This is a genomic window from Bordetella ansorpii, from assembly GCF_900078705.1.
Lineage (GTDB): Bacteria > Pseudomonadota > Gammaproteobacteria > Burkholderiales > Burkholderiaceae_B > Bordetella > Bordetella ansorpii_A.
The window spans coordinates 907491-921658 of the sequence record NZ_FKIF01000002.1; the positions used below are offsets into that span (position 1 = coordinate 907491).

Genomic DNA, 14168 nt, shown 5'->3' on the forward strand with positions numbered 1-14168 from the left:
AGCTTCGTAGCGAACGCTGCGCGCCGCCCGCGACCTTCGGCGGCGCCGTGGATTCGGCATGGACGTGGCTGGCCTGCATTCGTTAGGCAGCCGATTCGGCATCGACATCAATTATCGGCGAGCATTCAGATGAAAGTACACGCAGGCGCAGCGCAGCACCCCCATCCACCCGGTGCCAGGAAGACGAGCACGGCCGCTTCACGCCGTTTCCGGCTGGCGCCGATTGCCCGCGCGATGGCGCTGGCCATGCTGGCGGGCGGGATGGCCGGGCAGGAAGCCTACGCGCAGCGGCCGTTGAGCGGCGCATGGTTCGCCGCCAAGGGCGCCTCGCAGCAAGCGCGGGCGGCAGGCAGGCCCATGCCCGGTGCGGCGGGCCTGCCGCCCGCGGCACGCCAGCAGGCGCAGGTGCGCAAGCAGCTTTCGCGCTCAATCGCCAACCTGAACCGCACGGCCGCGGCCATCGCCGCCCAGCAGGCCACGCAGGAAGCGGCACGCAACAACCCGCAGAATGCCGCTTGGGTGCGCGACGGCTTGGGCAAGGACGGCCTGAATCGGTTCGAGGGAGGCCGCTGGGACGCGGCCGCGCCCGAGACCGGCGTCAAGGACGGCCGCCAGCAGGTCACCATCGCCCAGAACAAGCCGCGCGCGGTGTTGGATTGGGAGAGCTTTCACGTGGGGCGCAACACCGACCTGAACTTCGTGCAGAAGTCCAGCGACGCGGTGCTGAACCGGGTGCGCGGCGCGGACACGCGCCCCAGCCAGATCCAGGGGGCGATCAAAGCCGACGGCACCATCATGATCGCCAACCAGAATGGCGTGGTGTTCACCGGCACCAGCCAGGTCAATGTTCGCAATCTAGTGGCTGCGGCAGCGAAGATCAGCGACGACCAGTTCCGCGACAACGGCTTGTACGGCCCCAACGCCAATACGGCCAGTTTTTCCGATGCCCTGGGCGCGGTGCGCGTCGAGGCGGGCGCGCGGATCCGCACGCACGTACCCGAATCCGTTACGCAGAGCGGCGGCTACGTGCTGCTGCTGGGCCACGAAGCCAGCAACGCCGGCGACATCGCCACGCACAAGGGCCAGACCGCCTTGGCTGCGGGCGACGACTTTATCATCCGGCGCGGCGTCAGCACCACCGGCAACCGGACCGCCACCACCCAGGGCAGCGAGATCGCCCCGCAATTGGCCGTCGACAGTACGGCCGGCAGCGTGTCGAATACCGGCCTGATCCTGGCCCGCGAGGGCGACGTCACCCTGGCCGGGCGCGACGTGCGCCAGGCCGGCGTGGCGGCGGCCACGACCACGGTCAACCGGCGGGGCACGGTGCATCTGCTGAACTCGGTGGGCGACGCGGCCGGCCGCGTGGTCCTGGGCGAGGGCGCCACCACGGCGGTCCTCATCGACGAGGACGGGCAACAGGCGCTCGACAGCCAGCGCAGCGCCCTCGTCGAGGAATCGGCCCGCCAGGACAACGACCGCCTGCGCGACGATCCGGGCACGTTCGACAACTATTCGCGCCTGGCCGACCGGCGCGACCAGTCGCGCATCGAGATCGTCTCGGGCGGCGACGTCGTGTTCGAGCGGGATTCGCTGACCCTGGCCACGGGCGGCCAGATCGTGGCCGACGGACGCGGCAGGGCCCATGCGGCATCCGGTTCGCAGTTGGACGTCTCGGGCGCGGTGGGCGTGCGCGTGGCGATGGAGTCCAACAATATCGAGGTCAACATCCAGGGCAACGAGCAGCGCGACGCGCCGGTCAACCGCGACGATGGCACGCTGAACAACAGCGATGTCTGGATCGACCGCCGCAGCCTCATCCATGTGCCGGCCGGCACCGGCGGCTACGAAACCGACCGCTGGTACACCGGGGGCGGGCTGCTGGAGGTGGGCGGCTATCTGGACAACCAGGGCCATAGTGTGAGCGAATGGGCGGCCCAGGGTGGCACCGTCCTGCTGGGCGGTGCGCAGGTCCTTACCCAGCCGGGCTCGATGGTGAACCTGTCCGGCGGCACGCTGGACGTGCAGGCCGGCTACATCCGCCACACCTGGCTGCGCGGCGCCGACGGCCGGCTGTACAACGTTTCGTCGGCGCCGGCCGGCGTGCTCTACGAGGGGCTCTACAGGGGATACGAGCGCGCCAGCGAGCGCTGGGATCATACCGAGACCTGGCACAACCCGTTGATCGGGCCCTCGCGGCGCTGGGAACCTGGCTATACCGTCGGCCGCGACGCCGGCCGATTCATCGTCAGCGCCCCCACGGCCGTGCTCGACGGCGACATCGAGGCCAGGATCTTCAACGGCGCGCGCCAGACGCGCCCGCGCGCCGCGCTCGACGACGGCTATCTGCAGGCCCAGACCGCCGTGGCGCGGGCCGGCCGGCTGACGCTGGGCCGCTACGGCGTGCAGGCCAACGAGCCGGGCCTGTACGACGTAGACGTGCGGGTGGGCGGCTTTGGCGGCGCGGCGGCGGGCGTGGGCGCCGGCGACGCGCTGCCGGAAGACCTCCTGGGCACGGCGTGGCTGGACGCCGCGCGGCTGAGCCAGGCCGGGCTGGGCGGGCTGACGCTGCAGACCCGGGGGACGATCCTCATCGGAGGCGAGCTGGTGCTGGCTGACGGCGGCGCGCTGCAGATGACGGCGGCCGACGTCGACATCGGCGCGGACGTCACCGCACGCGGCGGCTCGATCGCCGCGACCAACGTGGCAGAGAGCATCGACGGCCTGGGCATGGGCGGGGTGCTGCTCGACGAGGACGGGCAGTCGCGCGTCGTGCTGCGCGAAGGGGCCACGCTGGATGCGCGAGGCGTATGGGTTAATGCCTGGAAGGACGCCGACACCGACCGCAGCAGGCTGGCCTACGTGGACGGCGGCGATGTGACGCTGGCCAACACGCATTTCGTGACGCTGGAGCCGGGCAGCCTGATCGACGTTTCCTCCGGCGCGGGGCTGCTGGCCGAGAGCGGCCTGGCGGGCGGGCGCGGCGGCGACGTCGTCCTGCGCACCAATGTGCGCGGCGGCACCGGGGAGTCCGTCAACCAAGCCGCGCTGACGCTGGACGGCGACATCCGCGGCTACGGCGTGGCAGGCGGCGCCGCGCTGGCCATCGAATCCGGCGGCGCGGTCACCATCGGCGGCGAAGTCTTCGAGACCAACGGCCTGCTTGCGGCCGGCGAGACGGTGCCCGTCGGCATCACGCTGGCCGAGGACGTGCTGATCGCCGCCGGCAAAGCCCTGAGTTTCGACTACACGGTCATCCGTGACAAGGTAGGGCCGGGCGAGGCCGTGGGCGACGCGAACCTGCAGATCAACGCCAACAATACCGTGACGACTGCCGCCGAATGGTCCCTGCCCATGCCGCCGTCGGGCATCTTCCAGGTGGCCGCGATGCTGCCGGGCGAGACGAACTGGCAGACCATCAGGAACCAGGCGGGCCGGCCGCCGGCGGACCCGCTTCCCGCCGGCACGGTCATCCGGACGATGGCGACGAACTCGCCCGGATTCCTGGCTGCTTTCATCGTGCCCGGCGAGGTTTTCCCGGACGGCCTGCCCATCGCGCAGCAGCGCATCACCTATGCCGCCGGCGAGCCCCTGCCCGTCGACCTGCGGATCGCCGCCGGCACCAATCTGCCCGATCGCGTGCGGTTCGACCGCGACGTGCGGGTCAAGCCGACGCTGGCCATCGACCCCGCCATCGTCAGGTCCGGCTTTTCCCGCTACGAGATCAACGGCAACCAGGGCCTGGTCGTGGCCAAGGGCACGCGCATCGGCGTCGGGATGCCGGTATACCGCGCCGGCGCCGCGATGCGCGCCATCGCCTCCGGCGGCGACCCCGCCTCGGCGCTGGAGCGCTGGACGCCGCCGCTGTACATGATGGACGACAGGGCCGGTTCTGTGACGCAGCGGCAAGGCGCGAGCCTGGTGCTGGGCGCGTCGCGTTCGGAAGGCAGCGGCACCGCCGGTCCCGTCACCATCGGCACCGGCGCGGACATCCGCGTCGATCCCGGCCAATCCATCGCCATCCGCGGCAGCGCGCAGGGCATCGACGTCGACGGCCGGCTGACGGCGCAGGGCGGGGCGATCGACATCGTGAATGCCACGGGCGGGGGCAGCGCCGTCCATCGCCGCACGCTGCGCATCGGCGAGCACGCGGTGCTCGACGTCTCTGGCGATGCGGCGGCGTCCACCGACTTGCAGGGACGCCGCTACGGCATCGTGCGCGACGGCGGCGATATCACACTGGGGTCCAAGGATTATCGTTTCGCCGCCGATCTGTACGAGGTGAGCGGCCTGCCGGTCGTGGTGGAGGAGGGCGCACGCCTGGACCTGTCCGGAGCGGTGGCCAAGCTAGACGTCTACGCCGGCGAACCGGCCATCGAAGTGGCCGGCGACGGCGGCACGCTGGCGCTGGTCTCTTCCAACCGCATCGTGCTGGACGGCGCGGTCGATGCCCGGGGCGGCGGCAGCCACGCGTTCGGCGGCACGCTGGACATCCTGCTGGAAAGCACTTTCCTGGCGGGCGACACCCCGGTCGAGGATCAGGCGCTGCGGGTCGTGACGATCGGCGCGCAGGATCGTGCGGGCGCCGGGCCGGCCGGGGAACTGGGCCAGATGTACCTGAGCGTCGGCCAAATCGAGCGCGCCGGTTTCGACGGCCTTTCGGCCTATGCCCGCGACGCCATCCGCTTCGACGGCGACGTGGACCTGTCGCTGGGGCGCGAAATCGTCCTCAGGCAGGGCGTGCTATCGCTGTCGCAGGACACACCCGATTCGCGCGTGCGGCTGGCCGCGCCCTACCTGCGCTTCGAGGGGCGCACGGCAACGCCTGCGCCCTCCGGCAACAACCAGCTTTTCCAGGGAGTCGAGATCGGCTCCGGTACCACGGGTTCCGCCCTGACCGGCGCCGGCAGCCGCTTCGTCGCCGAAGCCGGCCTGATCGACATTGCCGGCGGCCCGATGCTGTTCGGCGCAGGTACGCGGCGCACGACCTACCGCATGCAAAGCCAGCCGACGCAGTACGAAGATGTCGATCTGCCCGGTTTCGCCTCGATCGAGCTGGCCAGTCGCGGCGACATCCGTTTCGACGACGGCGGCATCGTCGCCGAGCGCGAACTGATCCTTACCGCCGACCGGCTGTATCCCACGACCCACAAGGCCGGACTGATCCGGGTAGGCGTCGGGCCGGAGGGCATGAATGGCGAGCCGAACGAGGGTGCGGTATTGCGTTTGCGCAGGCCCAGCCCGGAGGCTGTCGAGGTCCCGCATTCCGTGTTCGGCCGCCTGATCGTCAACGCGCCGGCCATCGAGCAGGGCGGCGCCGTGCTGGCGCCGCTGGGCCGCATCGAGTTTTCTGATGGTGGAGACACGCGCGGCACCCCGTTCAGCTCCGGCACGCCCAATTACCTGCGCAACCCCGACCGCGCCGAGCTGGCGCTGCTGCCGGGCAGCGTCACCTCGGTCAGCGCAGCCGGCCTGGCGCTGCCCTACGGCTACACCATCGACGGCATCGATTACCTCTACGACGGCGAAAAGGCCCGCTACGACTACGTGGGCGGCCTGGATACCTACCAGAGCGACCGGACCTCGGGCGGGATCGTCTTCAAGGCCACCCGATTCACCGCCGAGAACGGGGCGCTCATCGACGTCTCGGGCGGCGGCGAACTGCGCGGCGTGGGCTTCAGGCCGGGCCGGGGCGGGTCGGTCGATATCCTGAACACGGCGCTGGGCGACGGCAACCCGTACAACGGCTCGTCCGCCGGACACGAGGTCTACGCCATCGTGCCCGGCTACGCGGGCGGCCATGCGCCTGTCGATCCCGCGCTGGACAGTCCGGCCATCGGTCGCCAGATCACGATCGGCGAGGGCGTGCCCGGCCTGGCGGCGGGCACCTATACCCTGCTGCCGGCGCAGTATGCGCTGATGCCTGGCGGCTACCGGGTGGAACTGGGCGCCTCAATGCCGCGCGGCGCCGGTCCCCGCATTGCCTGGGAGGATGTCAACGGCATCATGCGCACCACGGCGCGGGTAGGCACGGCCGGCACCGGCGTGGCCGCGGCCGTGCCGCGTGCCATCACCCTCATGCCGGCCGACGCGGTGCGCCGCCACGCCGACTACAACGAGACCACCTTCACCGAGTGGACGGCCTCGCAAATGGCGCGCTACGGTACGCCGCGTGTGGCCATGCCTTTCCTGCCGGCCGACGTGCGTCCCATCGGCTTCGATTTCAGCGCCGTCCCGGACCTGAGCCGCGAAGTCTTCGTCTTCGATGGCGCACTGCGCAACCAGGCCGCCGAAGGCGGCTACGGCGGCACCATCGCCTTCAGCGGCACTGGGTACGAGATCGTGGGCGCCGGCGGCGGGGCCTCCGGCACCCGGGTGATGCTGCGCGATGCCGAACTCAACGCCCTGGGCGCGACGATGCTGGGCATCGGCGTGCAGCCGATGAATAGCGCGGGCGGCCTCTCGCCCAGCGGTTCCGTCGTGATGCGGGTAGGCAGCAGGCTGGCCGCGGGCACCGTCATCCTGGGCGGTTCGGGCACGGGCGCGGTGACGCTGGAAGAGGGTGCCGCCATCGATACGCGCGGCCGCGGCACGGTCGGCTGGAGCGCGGCCCGGGGCGTCACCCTCATGCCGGCGGCCAACCAGGCGATGCTGGTCGTCAGCAACGATATCCTGGCCTTCGGCCCCTCCGAGGGCACAGGCGAGGTCAAGGTGGCCGACGGCGCCTCGCTGCAGGGCGACGGCACGGTAGCCATCCTGGCCCCGGGCGGCATGGAACTGGGTGAGATCGGCCTGTCGGCCCGCGATCTGTTCCTGTCGGTCGAGGACGTCAACATCGGCAACGAGGCGGCGCTGGCCGCCGCCGACAGGGCCGGCGTGCTGTCCGCCGGCTGGCGCCTGACCCAGCCCGTGCTGGACCGGCTGCTGCGCCCGGCTGCCGGCCACGGCCTGCAGAACCTGCTGCTGCAGGCGACGAATTCGGTCAACTTCATCGGCGACGTCTCGCTCGATACCTTCAATCCCGCCACCGGCGAGTCCTCGGCCACGCTGAGCTTCATCACGCCGGCCATCTACGGCCTGGGCGATGCGGGCGATACGGCGCTGCTGCGCACCGGCCGCTTCGTCTGGTCGGGGCTGAGCTACAAGGGCGGAACGGCCTCCCGGCCGGTCTACACCCCGGCCGAACCGGGCCCGGTTATCGCCGGCGGCGCGGGCACCGGCTCCGGCGGGTTCCGGGTGCAGGCCGATGAGATCCTGTTCGGCTTTGCGACCGAGCTGGACCAGGGCGCCAACCTGAACATGGATCGACTGCTGCTGGGCTTTGCGGATGCCGAGTTCGCCGCCGGCCAGGTCGCGGCCGAGCGCAAGGGCTCGCTGGCGGTCCATCAGCGCCGCGACGAGGCGACGGGGGAGTATTCGGGCGGCAATCTGGTCTTTACCACCCCCGTGCTGACCGGGCTGTCGCGCTCCGAGATGGAATACATCGCCGGCGGCACGCTGCGGGTGCAGCGTGCCGCCGGCTCGGCAGCGGCCGACGTATCGGCGCTGGATCTCGGCGGGCAGCTTCGCCTGAAGGCCGACCGCATCGTCCTGGCCGGCACGGTGGCCGCGCCCAGCGGGCTCGTCGAGGTGCATGCCGGCAAGGACCTGACCCTTGCCGAGGGCGCGCTGCTGGACCTGTCGGGCCAGCCCGTGCGCTTCTTCGAGCAGACGCGCCACAGCTTCGGCGGCAGCGTGGTGCTGGAAAGCGCCACGGGCGACATCGTGCAGGAGGCCGGCAGCGTGATCGACGTGTCGGCCGGCCATTCGGACGGCGGCTCGCTGCAGGCCGTGGCGGTGGCCGGCGACGTCCGGCTGGCCGGCACACTGCAAGGCGCCGGCGGCGAAGGCGGCAGAGGCGGCTCGGTCGACGTGCGCGCCGGCCGGATCGCGGATTTCGCCGGCCTGAACAGGCGCCTGAGCGCAGGGGGCTTCGATTACCTGCGCCGGTTCGAGACCCATGCGGGCGACGTGATCGTGGGCAGCGAGGTCCGGGCGCAGCACATCGCCGTCACGGCCAACGGCGGCGATCTCATCGTCGAAGGGCAGGTGCGCGGCGGCGGCCGCCACGCCGGCAGCATCCGCCTGGCCGCGCGCGATGACCTGGTCCTGCGCGCCGGCGCGGCGCTCGACGCCAGCGGCGACGAACTGCGCCGCGACAGCGACGGCGGGATCATCGAAGGCGCGAACCGGGCCATCATCGACCTGAGCAGCCGCGACGGCCGGGTGGTGCTGGGCAGCGGCGCGGCGCTGGAGGTCGGTGCGGGCGGCCGGGCGCTGGGCACGGTGGACATCCACGCCCGGCGCATCGGTGGCGCGCGCGGCAACGACGTGGCGGTGGACGCCGCGGGACCGCTGACGGTCAGCGGCGCCAGGCGGGTGGCAGTCAACGGCACCTGGCGCTACGACGACGCGCGCGGCGATCCCGCAGACCCGGGCACGCAGATCGTCGACCAGGCCTATCTCGATACCTTGCACGGCGACAGCACCGCGTTCATCGACACGGCGCTGGGCAACGCCGCGCTGGCAAGCCGCATCGCCGGCCTGCGCGATGCCGCGGGCGCGGCCTTCCAGTTGCGCCCCGGCGTGGAGATCGTCAGCGCCGATGCCGGCGGCAACCTGCGCGTGGAGGGCGACCTGGACCTGGCCGACTACCGCTACGGGCCGGATGCCAATCCGGCGCAGCGCGGAAGCGGCGTGGCCGGCGTATTCTCGCTGCGCGCCGGCGGCGACTTGACGGTCAAGGGCAGCATCACCGACGGCTTCGGCAGACCGCCGGTCACGCCTGACGACTCCTACGAACTGACGGTGACCGGAAACCTGAGCGGCCCCTATACGCTGCCCCACGACATGGTCCTGGAGGCGGGATGGAACCTGGGGTCGGCCTATTTCTACAGCGATTACACGCTGCCGTTCGACCTGAACCCGATCGGCCAGATTCTCGTGAGTTCGGGCTCGAACAACCCCACCATCACGCTGCCGATGGATATGACGCTCAACCGGGTGGCCAACATCCGCAACATGGTGCTGGACGGCGGCGCCAGCCTGGCCGCGGGCGTGACGGTGACCGATACGGCCACGGGCGTCAGCTATACCGGCGAGATACCGGCGGGCACCAACATCGGCCAGGCGAGCCTGCCGATCGGGACGGTCATGAAGGCCGGCAACCCGATCACCGGCACCTTCTATTTTCAGGCCACGACCATCCCGGCCGGCACACCGATGGTCGGCATGCGGGTCAACGCGGCGGCGGAATTCAGCCAGCGCCTGACGCTGCCCGGGGGCACGACGCTGCCCCAGGCTTTTCGCGTGAGCACGCTGGCCTCGGCGGCACCTGTCGAGCAGAAGATATGGGCCGTGGCGCCGATGCTGGCCGCCGGCTCGCAGAGCTGGAGCCTGCGCCTGGTGGCCGGCGCCGATCTCGCCTCGGCCGATGCGCGGGCGGCGCGCCGGGACGAAATGGGGGACCTGGTGCTCAGCAACCTGCATTTCGTGATGACCGATGATGCGAACGCCCAAGAGGGCGTGAGCGTGCTGCGCACCGGCACGGGGGATCTCGACCTGATCGCCGGGCGCGACTATCGGCAGGAATCGCGCTTCGGCGTCTATACCGCGGGTACGTACGTCGACAATGCCGATACCCGCGCCGGCGGCGCCCTGAACCTGCCCCGGGCCACGCTGGCCGACGGTTCCGTGCTGGGCGGCGCCTACTCCGACTACGAGGCGGCCATCGCGGGCTACCGGCCCTGGTTCGCCACCGGCGGCGGCAACCTGGCCATCGAAGCCGGGCGCGACGTGCTGGGCCACATGAATGCCCAGCAGGTAGGCAGACAGAACTACGGCAACCTGGAGGTCGGCGACTGGCTGTGGAACCAGGGCGCGCCGCAGCTGGGCCAGCAAAGCGCCTGGTGGATCAATTTCGGCTCCTATGCCCTGCGCAGGACCACCGACGGCTCGCTGCAGACACGGGACGGTTCGCGCTACCTGGCGGCCTTCGATGGCGTCGGCACGCTGGGCGGCGGCAACGTCACCCTGCGCGCGGGCCGCGACATGGGTGCTTACGAAAGTGTGACCGCCCTGGGCGAGCGCGGTGCCCTGATGGTGGCGGTCGGCTCGTCGGGCTGGGTGGATGCCGATGGCACGATCCATCGGACCGGCGGCGGCGACCTGGCGGTCGACGTCGGACGCCAGATCAATCCCGTGGCCACCGATCCTGAGAAGATCCTGACGGGCCTGGTCAACCTGCGCGGCGACATCGACGTCGGCGCCGGTTCGGTCGGCACCGTCTGGCAGACCTATACCCCGACCTCGACGGACAGTACAAGCGATCCCCGGCCCGATACGTACTCGCGGCACGTCAACGTGAACCGCTACGGCCCGGCCAGCGTCCTGCCCGGCGACGGCGCCGTCGACCTGCGCAGCCGCGGCGACCTGGTGGTGGACCTGCGCGACCCGGGGCTGCAGGGCAGCGCGGGTGTGGTCGGCGCGCAAATCGGCGGCGAGAGCGGCGCCGTGCTGAGCTGGTTCACGCAGTTCACCGGACAGACGGCGGTGCAGGCCATGTCGGCCGGCGGCGACCTGCTCATCGGCGGCGAGGCGCCCGCCCGGCTCAGCGCCATTGCGGCCAATGGCAATCTTTACGGCCAGGCCCGGTACGGCAACGTCTACACCACACTGGAGGTGCGCCCAACCGACGAGGACGATGAACTGGCGTTCCTGGCCAGCGACTCGATCTATTACTTGAAGGTCAGCACGTCCGGCGCGCCCACGCGGATACTGGCCACGCCGGCCAACCCGGCCTGGCAGGCATTGCCGGACACGCAGATCTATAACGCAGACACTGTGCTGGGGTCCAATCTTGCCGGATACAGCGGTTATGGCGATGTGTATGCCCGCGGCCAGAACAGCCTGGAGCACGGTTCCGTCAAGATATCGCCGGCGCTGATGTACGCCCGCGACGGCGACATTGTCTACGCCGATTACGGGCAGTCGGTCCGCGACAACGATGGCGCGGTTGCCTACGTTTCCGGCCGACCGGCCTTCGTGCGCGCGGGCCGCGACATCGTGAGCTTCGGCGAGCCCGGCATCTATAGCGCCTATAGTGACGAGTTCCGGCACACATCCTCGCTGTTCGGCCACCACGCCGCCGACGACGTGTCGCTGATCCAGGCCGGACGCGACCTGATCTACATCAGCGCCATGGTGGCCGGTCCGGGCACGCTGGAACTGATTGCCGGGCGCAACCTCAGCCAGGACGACAGCGGCACGCTGCGCTCGATCGGCCTGGTCGGTTCGGCGGCCGGCGCGGATCCGACGGGCGGTGCCGATATCGCGATCACCGTTGGCGCCGGCGCCGAGGGCCCGGATTTCGCCGCCGTCAGGCAGGCCTACCTGGGTTCGGCCAGCCTGGCCGACCCGGACGCCGCGCTGGCCGATCAGCCGGGCAAGGTGGCCAAGGTCTACGACGACGAGTTGGCCGACTGGCTGAGCCAGCGCTACGGCTTCGATGGCGACAGCCAGGATGCGCTGGCCTACTTCGACGGGCTCGCGCCCGAACAGCAGCGCATCTTCCTGCGCAACGTGTACTACGCCGAACTGCTGGCCGGCGGACGGGAGTACAACGATGCGGACGGCCCGCGCCCCGGTTCCTACCTGCGCGGGCGGCGCATGATCGAAACCCTGTGGCCGGGTGTGGACAGCGAGGCCGGCACCTCGCCCTACCAGGGCGACCTGGTGATGTTCTCCACCGGCAACCGCTCGGGCCTGATCCGCACCGAAGGCGGCGGCGACATCCAGATCCTGGCGCCGGGCGGCGACGTGATCGTAGGCGTGGACGCCGTGCGGCCGGAGAACGCCCACAACGGTATCCTGACCCAGGGCGAGGGCAACGTGCAGATCTACAGCCAGGGCGACATCGCGCTGGGCCTGTCGCGCATCTTCACGACCTTCGGCGGCGACATCCTCGGCTGGTCGGCCGCCGGCGACATCAACGCCGGCCGCGGCGCCAAGACCTCGGTCGTCTACACGCCGCCGCGCCGGCTGTACGACGACGTGGGCAACCTGACGCTGTCGCCCGCGGTGCCGTCCTCGGGCGCGGGGATCGCCACGCTGGCCTCGGTGGCCGAAGTCCCGCCCGGCAACGTCGACCTGATCGCGCCGCTGGGCGTGATCGATGCAGGCGAGGCCGGCATCCGGGTCTCGGGCAACGTCAACCTGGCCGCGCTGCAGGTGGTCAACGCCGACAACATCCAGGTGCAGGGGGAATCCGTGGGCATGCCGGTGGCCGTGGCGGTCAACGTGGGGGCGCTGACCAGCGCCAGCGCGGCGGCCAGCTCTGCGGCCACGGCCGCGCAGGATACGGTCTCGCGGGCGCGGGCGGCGGCGCAAGAGGCGCTGCCGTCCATCATCAGCGTGCAAATCCTGGGCTTTGGCACCGATGCGCCGGCCGGTGGCGGCACACAGGCGCCGCCCGCGCCGCGTTCCGGTCCGACCTCGAGCCTGCAGCGTCCCTATGATTCGGCGAACCTGGCGCAGATCGTGGGCTTGGGCGACAACATCGATCCCAAGCACTGGGCTCGCCTGACCCAGGACGAACGCCGGCGCCTGCAACAGGACCGTTAGGCCCTTTTTCTAGCGCCATCCCTGTCCCCGCTCCGGTGGGGGCGGGGCTCATTTTACCCGCGGCTGGCTGTTATGCCATGCAGGAAAAGTGGGGCGTTCGCAAGTCTGCGCCCGCCGTATGGTGCCGCACGCGGCAATGCGTGGATGGCTTGGGAGGTCTGAACATGGAGTTGCGCCACTTGCGCTGCTTTCTGGCCGTGGCCGAAGAACTGCACTTCGCGCGAGCAGCCGAGAGGCTGCACATTGAGCAGTCGCCGCTGTCGCGCGCGATCCGCGAACTGGAAGAAGAACTGGGCGCCCGGTTGTTCGCGCGCACCACGCGCAGCACCCGGCTGACGCGCGCAGGCGAGTTGTTTCTGGAGCATGTGCCGCGTGTATTCTCCACCTTGCAGCAGGCGCGAGACAGCGTGAAAGCTGCCGCCAACGGCTTTCACGGGCAGTTGCGCATCGCCGTGTCCGACGGCATCACGCCTTCGCGCCTGCCCACGCTGCTTGCCCTGTGCCGGCAGGAAGAGCCCGATGTCGAGATACGGCTGTTCGAAGTGCCGCTGGCGCAGCAAGTCAAGGGGCTGCTGGGCGACCTTTACGACGCGGGCTTTGCCCAATCCAGCGATGTCGGGGATGGCCTGATTGTCGAGCAGGCATGGAGCGAGCCCCTGATGGTGGCGGTGCCGGCGCGGCATCCCCTGTTGAGCTACAAGCGCATTCCGCTGGAGGAAGTGCTCCGCTATCCGCTGGTCCTGTGCGATCCGCAGGTGTGCGAAGGCCACGCGCGCCAGATCGACCGGGTGCTGCGCCGCGTGGACGTCGAACCGATGGTGGCTGAGCGGGTCGCATCGTCCGACCTGATGAAGGCATTGGTGTCCGCGGGCCTTGCGCTGGGGCTGGCTGGCGCCTCGCACATCGCGACCGGCCGGCAGGCAGGGATCGTGGCCCGGCCGCTGGCGGGACGGTCCCCGATGCTGACGACCTATTTGCTGCGGATGGACCAGGACGAGGCGCCCGGTGTGCTGGCCCGCTTCATCCAGCGCGTGCACGCGATCGAGTCGCCGCAGGACGATACGCACTCCCCCGCGGCTGATCGTCAAGAGGGCCCCGGGGCATGAAGACGATCGCCGCGCTGCTGCTGGCGGCGCTACTGGCTGCCTGCGGCCCATCGGAAACGCCAGAGGCCAAAGATGTGCCGGGCGTCGAGGCGCTGGCCTCCGATCCCGCGCGCTTGAAAGCGCTGCGCCGGCAATGCAAGACGGATCGCGCCGTGTTGGGCGATGTGCTGTGCAATCGCGTGGCCCAGGCTACGCGCAATCGCTTCTATGGCGACGGCAAGGTGCCGTATACGCCGCCGGAGAGTCCGCCCCGGTTCTGATCGCTGGCGCTTTGCCACGAATTTTTCGTTTTCCTGTTCGACACGCCGCAATGCGCTTTCGCTTGCGGCGTTTTGCTTTGGCTCGGCGCGGTGTGAATTCTGCCTTTTTGATCGACCATTTTCCCGATAACAGTCTTTGACC

Annotated in this window: 3 protein-coding genes; all 3 read left to right on the top strand. The window is 70.3% G+C overall.

The genetic code is table 11. The features are described 5' to 3' along the window. Nucleotides 1-129 precede the first annotated feature (129 nt). Nucleotides 130-12660, top strand: a complete 12531-nt coding sequence (locus A6745_RS07760; protein ID WP_082852945.1) for a filamentous haemagglutinin family protein — start codon at nucleotides 130-132, stop codon at nucleotides 12658-12660. A 164-nt stretch (nucleotides 12661-12824) separates the two neighbouring features. Continuing rightward, nucleotides 12825-13766 (top strand): LysR family transcriptional regulator, encoded by a 942-nt coding sequence (locus A6745_RS07765; RefSeq protein ID WP_066125369.1) that lies wholly within the window; start codon nucleotides 12825-12827, stop codon nucleotides 13764-13766. Beyond that, entirely contained in the window at nucleotides 13763-14026 is a 264-nt protein-coding gene (locus tag A6745_RS07770) for an entry exclusion lipoprotein TrbK (protein ID WP_066125371.1), read from the top strand. Before A6745_RS07765 ends, A6745_RS07770 begins: the two co-directional genes overlap by 4 nt. The last annotated feature ends 142 nt before the right edge of the window (nucleotides 14027-14168 follow it).

Excerpts from the sequence above, each read along its gene's own strand:
- A6745_RS07770 (WP_066125371.1), top strand. The coding sequence starts at position 13,763 with ATGAAGACGATCGCCGCGCTGCTGCTGGCGGCGCTACTGGCTGCCTGC.
- A6745_RS07765 (WP_066125369.1), top strand. The coding sequence starts at position 12,825 with ATGGAGTTGCGCCACTTGCGCTGCTTTCTGGCCGTGGCCGAAGAACTG.
- A6745_RS07760 (WP_082852945.1), top strand. The coding sequence starts at position 130 with ATGAAAGTACACGCAGGCGCAGCGCAGCACCCCCATCCACCCGGTGCC.